At 34.3% G+C, this 15,783-nt stretch carries 18 protein-coding genes and 1 pseudogene; 16 read left to right on the top strand and 3 right to left on the bottom strand.

Annotated elements, in window-relative coordinates; translation table 11 throughout:
* Positions 1-5: 5 nt before the first annotated feature.
* Positions 6-878 (bottom strand): AraC family transcriptional regulator, encoded by an 873-nt coding sequence (locus tag MHH42_RS24425; protein ID WP_016109249.1) that lies wholly within the window; start codon positions 876-878, stop codon positions 6-8.
* Between the two features lie 305 nt (positions 879-1,183).
* Here MHH42_RS24425 and MHH42_RS24420 point away from each other — a divergent pair, with 305 nt between their 5' ends.
* The 12 genes and pseudogenes from MHH42_RS24420 to MHH42_RS24365 all read left to right on the top strand — a co-directional run bounded on the left by MHH42_RS24420 (position 1,184) and on the right by MHH42_RS24365 (position 11,853).
* Positions 1,184-1,954, top strand: a complete 771-nt coding sequence (locus tag MHH42_RS24420; protein ID WP_000859652.1) for an ABC transporter ATP-binding protein — start codon at positions 1,184-1,186, stop codon at positions 1,952-1,954.
* Entirely contained in the window at positions 1,941-3,890 is a 1,950-nt protein-coding gene (locus MHH42_RS24415) for an ABC transporter permease (RefSeq protein ID WP_000176170.1), read from the top strand. The genes MHH42_RS24420 and MHH42_RS24415 overlap by 14 nt, the downstream gene beginning before the upstream one ends.
* A gap of 142 nt (positions 3,891-4,032) precedes the next feature.
* Entirely contained in the window at positions 4,033-4,611 is a 579-nt protein-coding gene (locus MHH42_RS24410) for a class I SAM-dependent methyltransferase (protein ID WP_001176051.1), read from the top strand.
* Complete coding sequence (locus MHH42_RS24405) at positions 4,611-5,210, top strand: DedA family protein (protein WP_000418929.1); 600 nt, start codon at positions 4,611-4,613, stop codon at positions 5,208-5,210. The genes MHH42_RS24410 and MHH42_RS24405 overlap by 1 nt, the downstream gene beginning before the upstream one ends.
* 170 nt (positions 5,211-5,380) lie before the next feature.
* Positions 5,381-5,728, top strand: a complete 348-nt coding sequence (locus MHH42_RS24400) for a YxeA family protein (protein ID WP_000819389.1) — start codon at positions 5,381-5,383, stop codon at positions 5,726-5,728.
* A 72-nt stretch (positions 5,729-5,800) separates the two neighbouring features.
* Positions 5,801-5,980: a hypothetical protein gene (locus MHH42_RS24395; RefSeq protein ID WP_000924677.1), complete on the top strand. Its 180-nt coding sequence runs from the start codon at positions 5,801-5,803 to the stop codon at positions 5,978-5,980.
* A gap of 154 nt (positions 5,981-6,134) precedes the next feature.
* Complete coding sequence (locus tag MHH42_RS24390; RefSeq protein ID WP_000855628.1) at positions 6,135-6,905, top strand: ABC transporter ATP-binding protein; 771 nt, start codon at positions 6,135-6,137, stop codon at positions 6,903-6,905.
* Positions 6,892-8,808: an ABC transporter permease gene (locus tag MHH42_RS24385; protein ID WP_000059453.1), complete on the top strand. Its 1,917-nt coding sequence runs from the start codon at positions 6,892-6,894 to the stop codon at positions 8,806-8,808. The genes MHH42_RS24390 and MHH42_RS24385 overlap by 14 nt, the downstream gene beginning before the upstream one ends.
* Before the next feature lie 443 nt (positions 8,809-9,251).
* On the top strand, positions 9,252-10,019 hold the full coding sequence (locus MHH42_RS24380; RefSeq protein ID WP_000449854.1) for a DUF4261 domain-containing protein: 768 nt from the start codon (positions 9,252-9,254) through the stop codon (positions 10,017-10,019).
* A pseudogene (locus MHH42_RS24375) lies at positions 10,016-10,510 on the top strand (immunity protein Imm33 domain-containing protein); the annotation flags it as partial. The gene MHH42_RS24380 and the pseudogene MHH42_RS24375, both read left to right, overlap by 4 nt.
* A gap of 104 nt (positions 10,511-10,614) precedes the next feature.
* A complete protein-coding gene (locus tag MHH42_RS24370) occupies positions 10,615-11,319 on the top strand; it encodes a DUF7003 family protein (protein WP_000886479.1) in 705 nt (234 codons plus the stop codon).
* Positions 11,320-11,343: 24 nt separating this feature from the next.
* Positions 11,344-11,853 (top strand): DUF2199 domain-containing protein, encoded by a 510-nt coding sequence (locus MHH42_RS24365; RefSeq protein WP_000830223.1) that lies wholly within the window; start codon positions 11,344-11,346, stop codon positions 11,851-11,853.
* Positions 11,854-11,892: 39 nt separating this feature from the next.
* Here the strand turns inward: MHH42_RS24365 and MHH42_RS24360 are convergent, their stop codons facing one another.
* Both MHH42_RS24360 and hpt read right to left on the bottom strand, forming a co-directional pair.
* Positions 11,893-12,795 carry a diacylglycerol/lipid kinase family protein gene (locus MHH42_RS24360; protein WP_340894374.1) on the bottom strand — a complete coding sequence of 301 codons (903 nt, stop codon included), beginning with the start codon at positions 12,793-12,795 and terminating at the stop codon, positions 11,893-11,895.
* Positions 12,796-13,024: 229 nt separating this feature from the next.
* The gene (gene hpt, locus MHH42_RS24355; RefSeq protein ID WP_000687583.1) at positions 13,025-13,552 is read right to left on the bottom strand and encodes a hypoxanthine phosphoribosyltransferase; all 528 of its coding nucleotides are present in this window, start codon (positions 13,550-13,552) and stop codon (positions 13,025-13,027) included.
* Positions 13,553-13,713: 161 nt separating this feature from the next.
* On the opposite strand from hpt, the gene MHH42_RS24350 reads away from it, so the two are divergent.
* From MHH42_RS24350 to MHH42_RS24335, 4 genes are all read left to right on the top strand, one after another.
* Positions 13,714-13,929, top strand: a complete 216-nt coding sequence (locus MHH42_RS24350; protein WP_002039823.1) for a hypothetical protein — start codon at positions 13,714-13,716, stop codon at positions 13,927-13,929.
* 184 nt (positions 13,930-14,113) lie between these two features.
* Positions 14,114-14,446, top strand: coding sequence for a hypothetical protein (locus MHH42_RS24345; protein ID WP_000415609.1), 333 nt, complete (start codon positions 14,114-14,116; stop codon positions 14,444-14,446).
* Positions 14,447-14,621: 175 nt separating this feature from the next.
* Complete coding sequence (locus MHH42_RS24340) at positions 14,622-15,068, top strand: LPXTG cell wall anchor domain-containing protein (RefSeq protein ID WP_016109246.1); 447 nt, start codon at positions 14,622-14,624, stop codon at positions 15,066-15,068.
* An 89-nt stretch (positions 15,069-15,157) separates the two neighbouring features.
* Positions 15,158-15,778 carry a class D sortase gene (locus tag MHH42_RS24335; RefSeq protein WP_000771583.1) on the top strand — a complete coding sequence of 207 codons (621 nt, stop codon included), beginning with the start codon at positions 15,158-15,160 and terminating at the stop codon, positions 15,776-15,778.
* Positions 15,779-15,783: the final 5 nt, after the last annotated feature.

Genomic DNA, 15,783 nt, shown 5'->3' with positions numbered 1-15,783 from the left:
TTATATTACTTTTTTAAAACAGGTATCCATATCTCGCTTCTGAAATTCGGCGAGGATATCTCTTTACTTTCATTCCACAATATTTCCGGACCTCCTGCTAGTTCATAGTTTGAAGAAGGGAACCATTCAGAATAAATACGTCCCCACACATTTTGTAATGCATCAGGAAATGGACCGACAGCTTCAAATATAGCCCATGTTGAAGTTGCGACTTCAAGTTGCGCGAATTGCTCTGGACAATCTTTCGTTGTGGCTACCCCAATATAATGATCGAGTTCGCCTTTTTCCTCCATTCTTCCTTCAGAAAAATTTGTAGAAGCACTAATGATTCCATTTGGTTCCACATTTGAAAGGGACTTTAATGTTTGAATAGACTCTGGATTTAAACTTTTCCACATAGAAGCGATTTCTGCATTTACACCGTTAAACACAATCGGTACTCGTTTTGTAATACCAATGATTTGAAATGGTTCTTTTTCTTCAATTCGATAGTTCATTTCATTTCCTCCTCGGATCGATAACTGGAAGGTCATTGGTGAATAAGCTTTCAAAGAATGGCTACTATTTCGGGCCTCTGAAGGTGTTATGCCGTGCAAGTTTTGAAAGGCACGTGCAAAAGAATCCGGTGAGTTGTACCCATACTTTATAGCGACATCAATGACTTTTGCATTGTTATCTTTTAGTTCAAAAGCAGCAAGAGTAAGACGTCTACAGCGAATATAATCAGATAGTGATATACCTGCTAAAAACGAAAACATTCTTTTAAAGTGATACTCAGAACAGAGAGCTAGCCTCGCAACTTCTTTAAAATCAATTTCATTCGTAAGGTTATCTTCAATATAGTGCATTGCTGCATTCATATTTTTAAGTGAATCCATACTATGACCTCCTCTGTACATAGAATAGCAGGAACGAAATAACCCCATCCGACATTTCGTGCACAACTTTGTAGGTGCATTTTTTACCTTACAAAATTGTAATGTTCCTGTAAGGAGAATGAATGGATGGTATGATATCCCAATGTTATAGTAACAAAGTACTTTTGTTCAGTAGGTTAAATTTTTATATCTTTACTTATGCGTCTTACATAACTGTCATGTTTGTGTAAGAAACATCGATAGTGGCAAGAGTAGAGAGTGTATATAGTTGAAAATAGAGAATAGAAGAAATGAGGGATGTCGAGATGAAAACAGTGTTAGAAGCAAAAAATATTGAAAAAGTGTACGACACGGGTGGTAATAAATTTGCAGCGTTAAAAGGTATTAACTTACAAGTAAAAGAAGGTGAGTTCGTTGGAATTATGGGACCTTCTGGTTCTGGTAAGACGACTTTACTAAATGTTCTTTCTACAATTGATAATGCGACGAACGGTGAAATTTTAATTGATGGAAAAGATATTGTGAAGATGAATGATGATAAGCTAGCGTTATTCCGCCGCGATCATTTAGGTTTCATTTTCCAAGATTATAACTTATTAGATACGTTAACAGTGAAAGAGAATATTGCGTTACCTCTTGCTTTATCGAAAGTAAAGGCAAATGAAATTGATCGACGTGTTCTTGAAATTGCGAAAAAGTTCGGTATCGATCATATTTTAAGTCAGTTTCCATATCAAGTATCTGGTGGACAAAAGCAGCGCTGCGCCGCATCGCGTGCAATCGTTACGAATCCAAGTATGATTTTCGGAGACGAGCCAACTGGAGCGCTTGATTCTAAATCAGCGACAGATTTACTTGAAAGTATGAAGTCGTTAAATGAATATGATAACTCTACCATTTTAATGGTAACACATGATGCATTTGCAGCGAGTTATTGTAAACGAGTTATTTTCATTAAAGATGGTGAACTATATAAAGAATTGCATCGCGGTGAATCGACGCGTAAACAGTTCTTCCAAAAAATCGTTGACGTAATGTCTTCTATTTCTGGAGGTATGGCTGATGACCTTATCTAGCATTGCCCTCCGCAACATACAGCGGAACTTTAAAGACTACTTTGTATATTTTGCATCTATGATTTTTAGTATCGTCATTTACTTTACATTTAAAGCACTGCAATATAATTCACAAATGGAAAAAGCAGCGGAAGCCTCTAAAAAAATTAGCGGTGCGTTTCAAGTTTCAAGTGTGATGCTTATCATTTTCGTAGCAGTGTTCATTATATATTCGAACGGATTCTTTACACGTAAACGTAAAAAAGAAGTTGGCTTATATTCGTTATTAGGTATTCGTAAAAGACAAATTGGTAAAATGCTCTTTTATGAAAATATGTTAATGGGATTAATGTCATTAGTAATTGGGATTGCGATTGGTAGTGTCCTTTCAAAATTATTCCTTGAGTTATTAGTAAGTATGATGGGATTAAACTTAAACGTTCATTTTGAAGTACCGATGGCGGCCATTATTGATACAGCAATTATTTTCCTTGTGATTATTTTATATACATCGCTCCAAGGATATCGTTTAATTTATCGCTTTAAATTAATTGAACTTTTCCGTGCGGAACGTGAAGGAGAAGCAATGCCAAAAGGATCAGTCATTATGGCATTAATTTCAGTTTTCTTAATCGGTTCAGGTTATTTCTTAGCATTAATGTTCATGAAGGCAGTTAAGTATGCAGACTTTATGGCAATTGCACTTTATATTTTACTTGCGACAGTATTAGGTACGTACTTACTATTTATGTTCTTTACTGTATTCGTATTGAAACGTGCAAGAAATAATAAATCATCGTTTTATAACGGTATGAATATGGTAACGACGTCACAGCTACTATATCGTATTAAAGGGAATGCAAAGTCACTTGCGACAATTTCTATTTTAAGTGCGGTAACATTAACAGCAGTTGGTACGTCAGTTACGATGTATTACAACACATTTACACAATCAAAAGCAGTTGCACCATACAGCTACTCTTATGAGAAGAAAGATGCAGAACTAGATAAGAAAGTAAATGCGATTTTTGCTGAAGAGAAAGAAAATCATCCTGTAAAAAATCAATTTGAAGTTGAGATGGTTCCTGTAAAAGGAAAGTTTGAAGGAGCTAAAGTCGATTTTATCTTTAATATGAACTACAGTATCTCAGAGAAATATCAATTTATATCTCAATCTGAATTCAACAAACTTGCGCAAAAAATCGATGCGGAAACAGTGAATGTAGCTGCTGGTGAAGCCTTTATATATGATAGTTCTTATATTGAAGGGTATGAGTTTAGCCCTGAATATAAAGGAAATAAAGCGGTATTCCAAATTGGAAATGAAACGAAGACATTGAAGATCCAAGGTGCAAATAATAATGCAATTACGAATTTAGGTGAATTAGTTGTTGTCGTTCCAGATGAAATGTATGAACAAGCGAAGCAAGCATTTGGAACACGTGTTGTGAAAAATATTGATGTAAAAGATGAAAGAAACAGTAAATTATTAACAGAAAAATTTAAAAAAGTGATGCCAGCTGGTGAATCAGAAATGGCACCACCATTTAGAGACTTCTATACTGGTTTCCATATGGGACTTGAAGCAACTGGACTAATGATGTTCATCGGAATGTTCTTGGGACTTGTATTCTTACTAGCAACAGGTTCTATTATTTACTTCAAGCAGCTAACAGAAGCAAGTGCAGATCGTGAGCGTTACGTTGTCCTTCATAAAATCGGTGTAACGAAACAAGAAATGAAAAAAGCTATTGCAAAACAAGTGAGCTTTATCTTTGCAATTCCGTTAGTAATCGGAATTCTACACAGTTTGTTTGCATTAAAAGGTTTAGGGAACATACTACCATTTGAAATTATGATTCCGCTTCTAATTAGTATCGGAGTATACAGCGTTATTTATATCGGATATTATTTCTTAACAGTTCGCTCTTATTATAAGATTGTGAGTGCGAAGTAATAAGGGGACAGCTATCGCTATAGGCGGTGGCTGTTTTTTATTCTTCATAAAATCTTAAGAAATCTCCTCAATTTTTATTAAGAAACGCTAGTTATACTTAGACACAAGTTAAAAACTATTGATCGAATGGGGAGAGGTTTACATGCAACTCATAACATTCTTACATGAATTTATTAAACATCCGAAACATACTGGTGCAATTGCACCAAGTTCAAAAATATTAGCAAAGAAAATGGTAGATGTAATTGATTTTAATAAAGCGAAATGCATTGTAGAGTTAGGTCCTGGTACAGGAGTCTTTACGAAAGAAATTATGAAGAGAAAGAAGAAGGAAACAATATTTCTTCTTATTGAAATTAATGAAGTGTTTTGCAAAGAGCTAAAGAGAAAATTTAAAGATGAAAAGAACGTCATTGTTGTACATGGTTCAGCTGAAAATATAAAGAAGTATATGGAAGAGTTCAATATAGAATGCATTGATTACGTCTTATCAGGATTGCCTTTTACTTCTTTACCAGAAGAAGTTTCAAAACGTATTTTAAACAATGCAATGGAAGCGATACATGAGAATGGGGAATTCATAACATTTCAATATTCACTTGTGAAAAAAGGCTTTATACAGCATTTCTTCCCTGAAATTACATTAGAAAAAGTGTGGCTCAATTTCCCGCCAGCTTACGTCTTTAGCTGTAAAAAAGAGCTAAGGAGAGCGTATGCATAATGGAATTACATGAATTATTATCATACATTGAACAGTACGGGTATTGGGCATTATTTTTCTGTTTATGGTTAGGAATTATCGGTATGCCAATTCCAGATGAAATGATTGTGATGAGCGGAGGATTTGTATCTTCATTAGGTATATTAAGTGTTATTCCTGCGTTTTTATTAACATATTTAGGCGTTGTGTCCGGGCTTTCTTTAGGATATATATTAGGGAAAATATTTGGGACAAAAGTACTCCATAAATTAATGAAAAAGAAGAAGGCGAAGTATTTTATAAAATCACAAGAAATGGTCGAGGCATACGGACATTACGCACTAATTACGAGTTATTTCATACCGGTTGTAAGACATATCGTGCCGTATTTAGTTGGAATGAATAACATGTCATTTAAGACGTATGTTTTATATTCCTATACGACAGGCTTTGTTTGGACGCTCGTTTACTTTGTGCTTGGTTCTATATTTGGACAACATATTGAAAGTATTGTGGCGATTGCGATAGAGTATGGAGTGTATTTTGGAGGAATCATCGCAGTGATTGTGAGTGTGTTTTATTTATACAGACAAAAAAGGAATACAGTGATGAGTAAATAAAGGAGGCGGCAGCCTCCTTTTATTATGAATATGGCTTTATTTATCGAAGTGCTGATGCACAGCCCTGTTACATTAAGAAAAAGTTAAGAAACTGTACGAGTTTTTATTAAGAAAGGTTCTCTATACTTAGAAAGGTCTTATTGAAAAACATAATGAAAGGCGGAATATAGATGAAAAGATTTATTTTAGGATCATTACTTGTGATTGTAGCAGGGGCGGCATATTTATTAAATGGGAGTGCTACAATTGATCGAATGAACCCATTTCTTGATTTAGAATATCGTTATGCAGTGATCGATAATGATGGAAAAGAGTTAGATGGAAATAAAGGTCGTGAGTATACAGTAAAAGCTTATGATGAAAAAGGAGAGGTAAAAGAAGTTACGATTAATGGGGTAGATGAATTACCGATAGGATCGTATTGGCATGTAATTACAAGAGGGAAGTTTTTACACGATAAAGTGCAAATAGATGTAGATAAAATTCCTGATGGTGCGAAGGCAGAGTTAGGACTGTAAGTATAAACCCGATTCTAGATGAGAGAATCGGGTTTGTTATTTTATGGTAAAATATAGAGGGGAGTGAGAGATATGCTACTCATTGTTAGCCTTATATTAATTGGGATTATGTGTAGTATGAGAATAGTATCCTTAAATATGCTAGAGCGGCAAAAGATAGAAGAGCAATATGTATATTGTCCAAAATGTAATGCGAAAATTAGAAAAGGGAATTCTGCTCCTTTTTGTTCGAAGTGTAATTTGATATTTTAATAATAGTAAATCCAAAGTTGGTTGTTACGGCTTTGGATTTTTCTTTTTAAGAAAACCTTAAGAAACCATAGCACTATTTGTTAAGAAAATATATCTATACTGAATTCTGTTGCTTAAAGAGGACATCAAGAATCATAACAGGAGGTACAGATAGATGAAAACAATGTTAGAGGCGAAAGGGATTTCGAAAATATATGATACAGGCGGGAATACGTTTGAAGCGTTGAAAGATATTCATTTACAGGTAAAAGAAGGAGAGTTTGTCGGTATTATGGGACCGTCTGGTTCTGGTAAGACGACACTTTTAAATGTCCTTTCTACCATTGATACAGCTTCAAAAGGTGAGATTTTAATTGATGGAAAAGATATTGTGAAGATGAATGATGATGAATTGGCGCTATTTCGTCGTAATCATTTAGGATTCATTTTTCAAGATTATAACTTGTTAGATACGTTAACAGTACGAGAAAATATTGCACTGCCACTCGCTTTATCAAAAGTGAAGGCGAAAGAAGTAGAATTACGAGTCGAGACGATTGCGAAGAAGTTTGGAATAGATCATATTTTAAATCAATATCCGTATGAAGCATCAGGTGGACAAAAACAGCGCTGTGCAGCATCAAGAGCGATTGTAACAAATCCAAGTATGATTTTTGGGGATGAGCCAACGGGTGCACTTGATTCAAAGTCAGCGACAGATTTATTAGAAAGCATGAAAACATTAAACGAAAAAGATCGTGTAACAATTTTAATGGTAACGCATGATGCATTTGCGGCAAGTTATTGTAAACGTGTTGTATTTATTAAAGATGGCAAGTTATACAAAGAATTACACCGCGGGGATATGACACGCAAACAATTCCTCCAACAAATTATTGATGTGATGTCTTCAATTTCTGGAGGTGCTATAAATGAGCTTATCTAGCATTGCGCTTCGTAATATAAAACGAAATTTTAAAGATTATTTTATATACTTTGCGTCTATGATTTTTAGCATCGTCATTTATTTTACATTTAAGGCGCTGCAATACAATTCACAAATAAGTGAAGCTGGAGATAACATCGGACGAGGATTCCAGCTTGCGAGTGTAATGCTCATTATTTTTGTTACGATATTTATTATATATTCGAATGGTTTCTTTACACGAAAACGTAAGAAAGAAATAGGTCTTTATTCTTTACTTGGTATTCGAAAGAAAGAAATAGGTAAAATGCTTTTTTATGAAAACATGTTAATGGGGTTATTATCGTTAGTAATCGGAATTATAATAGGTAGTTTACTTTCAAAAGGGTTCCTGAATTTACTTGTAAATATGATGGAGTTAGGTGTAAAAGTTCACTTTGAAGTACCGATTGGAGCGGTTATAGATACAGCAGTTATTTTTTGTTTCATTATTTTATACACATCGTTTAAAGGGTACCGCGTTATTTATCAATTTAAGTTAATTGAGCTATTCCGTGCAGATAACGAAGGCGAAGTCATGCCAAAAGGTTCTAAAATAATGGCTATCATTTCTATATTATTAATTGGATCAGGGTATTTCTTATCAGTAACGGCTATTAAAAATGCAAACAGTGATAACTTTATGCCACTTGCTCTTTACATTTTATTAGCAACAGTACTTGGAACGTATTTATTATTTATGTTCTTTACTATTTTTGTATTAAAAAGAGTGCGAAACAAAAAATCTTCATTCTATAACGGAATGCAAATTGTGACGACATCGCAGTTACTATACCGCATTAAAGGAAATGCGAAATCGTTAGCGACGATTGCAGTATTAAGTGCAGTAACTTTAACGGCGGTTGGAACTTCTGTAACAATGTATTACAACACATATATGCAGGCGAAAAAATATAAGCCAGTTAGTTATTCATATGAAATGAAAGATAATCATGTGGATCGTAAAGTGAATGAGATTTTAAAAGAAGAAAAGAATGAAGTCATTCATCAATATGAGTTAGAGACAGTAAAAGTGATAGGTGAATACGGTGATGATATTTCAAATAAAGATAGTTTACATGCAAGAACAACTGAAATAATCGCACAGTCAGCATTTAATAGAATAGCAAAATATTTGAATGAAGAAACTGTGTCTTTAAAGAAGACCGAAGCGTATGCATTTGATGCTATGTATAGTGAAGGAAATAGAGATAGTGGTGTATATAAAGGGAGAAAAGCTATATTCCCAATTGGAGAAGCAGCACCGGTACAAGTGAAAGATGTCCAAGCACAAAACATTACAAACTTATATGAACTTCTATTTGTCGTTCCGGATGAAGTGTATGAGCAAGCGAAGAAGACAATTGGAGCTCATACTGTGAAAAATATTGATGTGAAAGATGAAAGAAATAGTAAAGTGTTAACAGAGAAATTAAAGAAAGTAATACCGGAAGAAGATGCAGAAGGAAGAGAGCAATTCAGCGATTTCTATACGATATTCCGCAGCGGTATTGAAACGTCAGGTTTAATGATGTTTAGTGGAACTTTCTTAGGTCTAGTATTTTTACTTGCAACAGGGTCTATCATTTACTTCAAACAATTAACAGAAGCACATGCAGACCGTGAACGGTACATCGTTCTTCGAAAACTCGGTGTTACGAAAAAAGAAATGAAAAAGGCAATCGCAAAACAAATGAGATTTATCTTCTTCACTCCTTTAGTACTTGGTATATTACACACTGTATTTGCGCTGAAAGGATTAGCGACAGTTATTCCGTATGAAATTGCAGTTCCGTTGTTAATTAGCATTGGCGTGTATAGCTTTATTTATATTGGTTATTATTTGTTGACGGTTCGTGCTTATTTTCGGATTGTTAGTAAATGAAAAAATCCCGTGTTGAGTTTGGACACGGGATTTTTTGTTTATTTAATACTAATAAACAAGGTAGATATTACACTTAGTTTACGATATCTTTTTGTATGAATATATTGTAATTCATTTTGAGTGATTATGAAATAGAAAATCGAAAAGTGTCGATAAAGAGTCGGAATAGATATTTTTTCTTTAAAACCTTATGTTCTTTAGTTGAGTTTCTTTCTAGAATTCATTAGATTTTTAATGAAAGTAAGTAGCGCTAATTAATAGGTAGTATAAAATACAATATAGAAATAACTAGGATTTAATATAGAGCAATATATATAAGAAATGCTTACTACGTATTTCTTAAGGGTTTTAAAGAAGATTAGTAGAAGGTGCTTAGTAATTCAGCTATGCTTTTTTATCATTCAAAATATTGTAGTGATTTTAATTGAAAAGGGAGCATGTTAATGGAGACACAAATCGTTATTGGAGTACCTGGTTTATGGAAAGATAGAACAGAATTAATACAAGAAGTTGTGAGTAAAAGTAACTATATGTTAGCAGGGAATAGTATGCACCATAAGGAGAAGGAGATTGGCTTTGAAATCGATATATATGAACAAGATCCTTCTTTGAGAGAGGCTTTCTTCTATGCAAGTGGTGAGCGTTTTGATGAAGAATTGCTTCGGGATTTGGAGAAGCATACTTATACAGTGTATGTTATTGCAAAAGTTGACGATACAGAGAGGTTACAAGAAGTAATTGATGTAGGAATGGAACTTTTAAATGCAGGTGGACTTGCTTTAAAAGTTGAAACAGCAGGTGTAGCTTATTCAAAAGAAGAATGGCAAGGGCTTGCAGAGGATAAGGAAATCTTTCCTATGTATTCACATCTTGTAACTTTAGTTGGAGATGAAGAGGACGGTTATTATTCATGTGGAATGCAAGCATTTAATCTACCAGACGTTGTTTTAGACGGAGGAATAGAGCCGGAAGTAGCTGTAGATTTATTAAATGATTTTAACCTACATAATATATTGGAAAAACCTAATTTGAAAGATGGAGATACAATTAGTTTCAAAGAAGATGCTCCAGTGTATCTTTTATCTCATTATATAGATAGTCGTTATGAACAAGAGGATCCATTTTATAATCCGTGTGGGGTATGGAAGTTAGAGAGTGCTTCGCCAAAGAAATCTATATTTCAAAAATTGAGGAGTATGCTAAGAGGATGAAGAAATGCATAAAAGAGCAACTACGCATATGTGAAAAATATGAGGCGGAGTATGTAGAATCACCAGATAACTTTAAGTTAGGGATAGCGCAAAATGTGAAAAGTGGTACCGTTCCAATTAATGGGTTACGAATGCCTGTAGAAAACGGAACGACAGGTTGGTACATTTGGGCTGGTGAAGAAATGGGGACAGAAGAAGATTTCTTTCTTCCTTTACACGTTCAACATATTGATGAATGGGCACCTGAAATAAAGAAGTATTTAGGGTTACCACCTGGTTGGAGATTTTTAATTGATGGAGATTACGAAGATGTGTGGTATGATCCGAATTTACTTAATGAAGAGTTAGAAGAGGATTCAGATGCATGGGAAGAAAATATGCTACAAGAGCATGGATGGTACATGCATAGCATATTAGCAGAAGATATTGATGGTATCCATGCTAATTATCATACGCATGGTCTAAAAGATAACTTTAATCATCAAGATTTATAAAAAATATTAAATATAGATTCTGAAGTTTTTCAAGTAACAGATTGAGAGTTTTTATTACTCAATGAAAGAGGAATTTTTTCAGCTGCATGAGAGCACGGTAAATGTTAGATAATATTAATGAAAAGGTGATAAATGTGCAAAAAGATATTTTAAGGTTATTAGATAGAAAGCAAAGTAAGTATGAATTTCCTATCTTAGATAATGAAAATATGGATATTTCACAAGTGAAATTCTTTCTTTTCTTTAAAGAGAATCAGGATTGGTTAATGGTGTTTCAATTTGTTGGTACAGGTTCATTAGGTGTATTTAATGATATTCAAGTATATGGAGATAGAATTACTCATTCAATGGGTGATGATGGTATTTTGCAATTAAATGATGGCGATTATGAGTTGTTTGATGATGAAGGTGAATTTATACTGGATATTTATAACGGCAGTTTAAAGATTCGTGAGCATCATTTTGAATATCAATTTACAGAAGAAGATTATGCGAATAATGGAATAGAAGTACAAACGACAGAGCAGTATCCAACATACTTCATGCGTATGCTTGCTACTAATGATGAAGCTAAAGAATTATTATGGTGGGATAAAGAAGAAATTTTAGAAGAGTTTGGTTTAGAAGGCGACTGGCAAGTAGCTTATGAAACGGAAGAATGGAAACATGTTGAAGAAGAAAAAGTAAGTGAAAATGAATTCTTCCAATCAGTAGCCGCTGCAATAGAGAAGAAAGATCCAAGTGTTATTGTGAATAAAAATGCTAATACGCATTGGAAAAATTGGGTAGAATTTGATTGTGACTGAAAAGGATAGGAGAAAGAATAACAAATGAAAAGAAGAAGAAAATCCGGAGAAAAAGTACAGATGAATCGTTTTACACTTCCTTTATGCTACGAAAGTGTAGCGCCATATTATTATTACGAGGTGGCGCCTCATGAAAGAGAGGGACGGTTCCATTTAACATCAGATCTTTGTGTAATGGACGATGAACATTACTTTATTAGAGGATGTTTAGAGATTCCTATAATTGATTATCACGAAAATTTCATTTGGACTGTGTGGGCATCACTTAGTAAAGAAAGTTATGATGAAGTATTAGAGAAGTGGGATGAAAGAGGCCGAGAAAATAGTGATCCTTACTTTGGTTGGTTATCTGTAGAAATACCAGTTTATCCAGAAACACTAAATTTAAAAACAAATGTACATATAAGAGAAGTAGGAATGGCGCCGTATGTTGAATTAGAGCCAACCGAGCATCCTTTAGCGATCGAACAAAGAAATGGAATTACTTTGGAGAGAGTTAAAGAAATACAAGAAATGATTCAACAACATAACTAGATTAGAAGAGAAAAAACGAGTGATAGCACTCGTTTTTTCTTATACAACCGCAGGATTATAAATCATCGTAAAGTGCCCTTGCAACAATTCAATATGACACGGTGTATGAAGTGAACTTTCGCCATCTGTATCTACTTCTTTTTCTTCTTCTGTTTCAATATGAATGGATTTCGCCTTTACATGGAAAATATCATTTTCATTTGAGTCTTCAAATAGTTTCTTTCCGATATAATCTTTAAACGCTTGAATGCCTGTTGACTTAACTACGAAAATATCAAGTGTACCGTCATCACATTTTACGTTCGGAATAAAGGAGGGAATACCACCAAGATATTCACCGTTTCCAACCATAACAAGAACAGCTTCATCTTCATATACTTGTCCGTCGTAAGTGATTTTAACTGGGAATGTTTCAGCATTTTTTACAGTTCGAATTGTGCTTAAGTAGTAGCCGATTTTTCCAAGTTTTGCTTTTTCTTCTGCATCGATATTGTTTGATACTTCAGATACGAGACCAATGCCCCAGAAGTTTAAGAAATGTTGTCCATTTGCTTTTGCAACGTCAACTGGTTTTACGTGTTCCTTTGTGATAAGTTTTGCCGCTTCTGAAATGTTTTGCGGAACACCAAGTGTGCGAGAGAAGTCGTTGCAAGTTCCGCCTGGAATAATTGCAAGTGTAGGTCTAGTTTCAAGAAGAGCTAAGCCGTTTGTGCATTCAAATACAGTTCCGTCACCGCCAAAGACGATAATTAAATCTACTTTACTAGCAAACTCCTGACAATATTTTGTTGCATCACCTTGTTTTTTCGTATGAAGGATACGTAAGTCAGGAAAATTCGCCGCAAGAGGTGGTACGATTTTCGCTAAATTTGTATGTAAGTCGCCTTGTCCAGCTTTTGGATTTACGATGAGGAGTACTTTTTCAAATTTTTTCTTTGTCATTTTTATTCTCTCCCTTTGTCTTTTACGAATTGTGATAGAAAATAAACTTCCATCAGTAATTGATGGAAGTTTACCCCGATTAACGGGCAGTAAGACTCCCACCTCAAATTTCGCCGAATACGAGGAAGTCAGGTGGGAGATTAACTGCCCGTAAAAGCCCGATTGGTGAAGGCTAATAATCAGTGGGAGAAAAAAACCACTGATTAAAGTTTCACTTTATTTTATTATATTACTCCGTTACAACTGAAGCGATAAATGGTAAGTTACGATATTTTTCTGCGCAGTCGATACCGTAGCCAACGATAAATTCGTCTGGAATTTGGAAGCCAACATATTCAGCTTTTAAGTCCACTTTACGGCGTTCAGGTTTATCAAGTAACGTACAGAATTTCAATGCTTTTGGTTTGTGCATGAAGAAGTGATCTTTTAAGAAGTGAAGTGTTAAACCAGAATCGATAATGTCTTCTACGACAATTACGTTTTTTCCAGTAATGTTTACATCGATATCTTTTAATAGTTTTACTTTTCCAGTTGTTTCTGTTTGATTTCCGTAGCTAGATGCAGAGATAAAGTCGATTGTTACTTCGTTTTTAATGTGACGAATTAAATCAGCAGCGAATACGAATGAACCTTTTAATACTGCGATTACTACGATTTCTTCTCCTTCAAAGTCACGCTCGATTTGAAGTGCTAGTTCTTTTACTTTTGCTTGTAATTGTTCTTCAGAAATTAAAGTGTCTTTTATTTCAATTTTCATTTGAATCCTCCTACAGTGTAAAACTTGTGAACATTTCGACTGTAAAGGATAGAAAGAAAAAAGTCAAAGAAGACATAAGGTTTTTACAAAAATCCCCACAAAATAATCAGATGATATGATATACTGATTACATTAAGAAAACGCTTCCACGAAGGGTGATTATGATGAAAAAGAAACAGTATACAAGTGTAACATTTATAAAAGCATTGCTGTTAACAATTGTTCTTGGTATGTTGGCTTACATAATTGATGTACCTGCAATTCGCATTTCACTAATTGGAATGACTTTAGTATTAGGCGCAATTTCCCACGGTATGATATCACAGCTCAAAGAAGCTGGACTTGATAATATGAAAAATCATATAGATAAGAATTAAGAAACCCTCACGTATATATAGTGAAGGTTTTTTCGTTTCTTACAAAACTGTAAGGTAGTTGTAAGACAAATCGATAGTTGCATAATAGTATTTTGGATAAACTAGGGGTGTAAGGTAAAAGGCAAGCACATTTTAGGTAAATTAAGTTTTAGGCACTCTATATGTGAAGAAGGAGTAGGAGGGCATGGAGAAACGTTGGACAACCTTTTCTTTTTTAGCGACTAGTAACACCGTAATGCTAGCTGGAGAAATGGATTTTTTGCACTTGTTTGATCGTAAAGACGATCATTCTTCTTCGCAAATTACAATGAAATGGCGTAAATGGAGCGAAAGTTGTAGATTGGAAGAAGAGGCCCCTAACGAAGAGCAAAAGATTATTTTAACAAATCCTATTAAAGCGTGGGTTGTTCAACGTCGTAAGTGTAACGTCAAAAATCACTTCAAGAAAACTGAGCCGAGACAATTAGTTATCGCTCCGGCCCGCTCTACTTCTGAAACACGCGAAAGTAACATGTAAATATTGAGACACGCACTCAAAAAACATCGTATATATTGCGATGTTTTTTATTTTTCTACAATGAAATCTTTAAATGAAATATATTTCATCTGCATCTTATATTTATCTCTCTTGTTTATTCTAGTGATACATCCGATGCGAAGTGATGTAAAACGTATAAGAGGAGAGAGATAAAATGAAAAAGAAACTATTACCGATCTGTGCAATGGCACTTTTAACAGTAGGATATTCTTCAGTAGCAAGTGCGGATACTGGAACAGTAACAAAGGAAGAAGAAGCGCAAGTGCAACAAGATAAAGCTAAAAAAGAAGAAGCAATTAAGGCGCAGCAAAAAAATGAAGAAGAGAAAAAGCAAGCGGCACAAGTCCAAGAGAAAAGTGATATGGCTAAAAAAGAAGCTGCGATAAAAGAGCAACAAAAGAATGAAGTAAGGAAAAAAGAAGAAGCACAAGTGCAACAAAAAAAAGATGCGGCAAAAAAAGAAGTAGCGAAGCCAGTTGTAAAAGGTGAAAAATTACCAAATACAGCATCTAATAATGTAGCAATGATGGGATTAAGCGCATGTCTTGTAGCGATAGGTACATTATTTGGTTTGAATCGTCGTAATAAAGTTAAGGCGTAAATAAAATATTGTCCTATAAAGAATGGGATAATTTCACATATTAAAAATGGTAGGTTATTCCTACCATTTTTTGCATGGAGGGATGAAACATGAAGTTACTCAATTATATCGGTATCATATTGATGGCCATAGGGCTATTCATGGGATCATATTACGCTGTGGAATGGTATAAAGGAAAAAGCTCTGCGCAAGAATTAACGGCAGAAGAAATAAAGAATCTTAAAAATATACAAGATACTCAACTTGCTCATGAAACACCTGTAACTTCTCAAGTGCCTTCTTCTCAAATAGAACATAAAGAAGGAGAAAAAGTAGCAATGTTAAATATACCGAAAATAAAGAAGAAGTTTTCTATATATTGGGGAGCGAATGATGCAACGCTCAAAAAAGGAGTTGGTATGTTTGTTAGCGATTTAACGACAACGCCATCTGGAGGGGGACATACTGTATTAAGTGGGCACCGGGATACTGTATTTACAGATTTAGGAGAGTTGAAAGAAAAGGATACTCTTACTTTAGAGTATGATAATAAAACTTACACATATGAAATTCAAAAGACGTGGATTACCCATGCGGATGATCGTACTGTTATTATAAAAAAAGAAGAACCACTATTAACACTGACAACTTGTTACCCATTTGATTATATAGGAGATGCACCGGATAGATATATTATCGAGGCGAAGTTAACTGCTAGTTATTCAAAATAAAATTA

The sequence above is a fragment of the Bacillus sp. FSL L8-0099 genome, assembly GCF_038006385.1.
Lineage (GTDB): Bacteria > Bacillota > Bacilli > Bacillales > Bacillaceae_G > Bacillus_A > Bacillus_A toyonensis.
The sequence above is the reverse complement of the archived record's forward strand: the minus strand, read 5'-3'. Positions and strand labels throughout refer to the sequence as shown.

Excerpts from the sequence above, each read along its gene's own strand:
- MHH42_RS24340 (WP_016109246.1), top strand. The coding sequence starts at position 14,622 with ATGAAAAAGAAACTATTACCGATCTGTGCAATGGCACTTTTAACAGTA.
- MHH42_RS24420 (WP_000859652.1), top strand. The coding sequence starts at position 1,184 with ATGAAAACAGTGTTAGAAGCAAAAAATATTGAAAAAGTGTACGACACG.
- MHH42_RS24365 (WP_000830223.1), top strand. The coding sequence starts at position 11,344 with ATGAAAAGAAGAAGAAAATCCGGAGAAAAAGTACAGATGAATCGTTTT.
- MHH42_RS24390 (WP_000855628.1), top strand. The coding sequence starts at position 6,135 with ATGAAAACAATGTTAGAGGCGAAAGGGATTTCGAAAATATATGATACA.
- MHH42_RS24395 (WP_000924677.1), top strand. The coding sequence starts at position 5,801 with ATGCTACTCATTGTTAGCCTTATATTAATTGGGATTATGTGTAGTATG.
- MHH42_RS24350 (WP_002039823.1), top strand. The coding sequence starts at position 13,714 with ATGATGAAAAAGAAACAGTATACAAGTGTAACATTTATAAAAGCATTG.
- MHH42_RS24410 (WP_001176051.1), top strand. The coding sequence starts at position 4,033 with ATGCAACTCATAACATTCTTACATGAATTTATTAAACATCCGAAACAT.
- MHH42_RS24385 (WP_000059453.1), top strand. The coding sequence starts at position 6,892 with ATGAGCTTATCTAGCATTGCGCTTCGTAATATAAAACGAAATTTTAAA.
- MHH42_RS24360 (WP_340894374.1), bottom strand. The coding sequence starts at position 12,795 with ATGACAAAGAAAAAATTTGAAAAAGTACTCCTCATCGTAAATCCAAAA.
- MHH42_RS24425 (WP_016109249.1), bottom strand. The coding sequence starts at position 878 with ATGGATTCACTTAAAAATATGAATGCAGCAATGCACTATATTGAAGAT.
- MHH42_RS24400 (WP_000819389.1), top strand. The coding sequence starts at position 5,381 with ATGAAAAGATTTATTTTAGGATCATTACTTGTGATTGTAGCAGGGGCG.
- hpt (WP_000687583.1), bottom strand. The coding sequence starts at position 13,552 with ATGAAAATTGAAATAAAAGACACTTTAATTTCTGAAGAACAATTACAA.
- MHH42_RS24335 (WP_000771583.1), top strand. The coding sequence starts at position 15,158 with ATGAAGTTACTCAATTATATCGGTATCATATTGATGGCCATAGGGCTA.
- MHH42_RS24415 (WP_000176170.1), top strand. The coding sequence starts at position 1,941 with ATGACCTTATCTAGCATTGCCCTCCGCAACATACAGCGGAACTTTAAA.
- MHH42_RS24345 (WP_000415609.1), top strand. The coding sequence starts at position 14,114 with ATGGAGAAACGTTGGACAACCTTTTCTTTTTTAGCGACTAGTAACACC.
- MHH42_RS24370 (WP_000886479.1), top strand. The coding sequence starts at position 10,615 with ATGTTAGATAATATTAATGAAAAGGTGATAAATGTGCAAAAAGATATT.
- MHH42_RS24380 (WP_000449854.1), top strand. The coding sequence starts at position 9,252 with ATGGAGACACAAATCGTTATTGGAGTACCTGGTTTATGGAAAGATAGA.
- MHH42_RS24405 (WP_000418929.1), top strand. The coding sequence starts at position 4,611 with ATGGAATTACATGAATTATTATCATACATTGAACAGTACGGGTATTGG.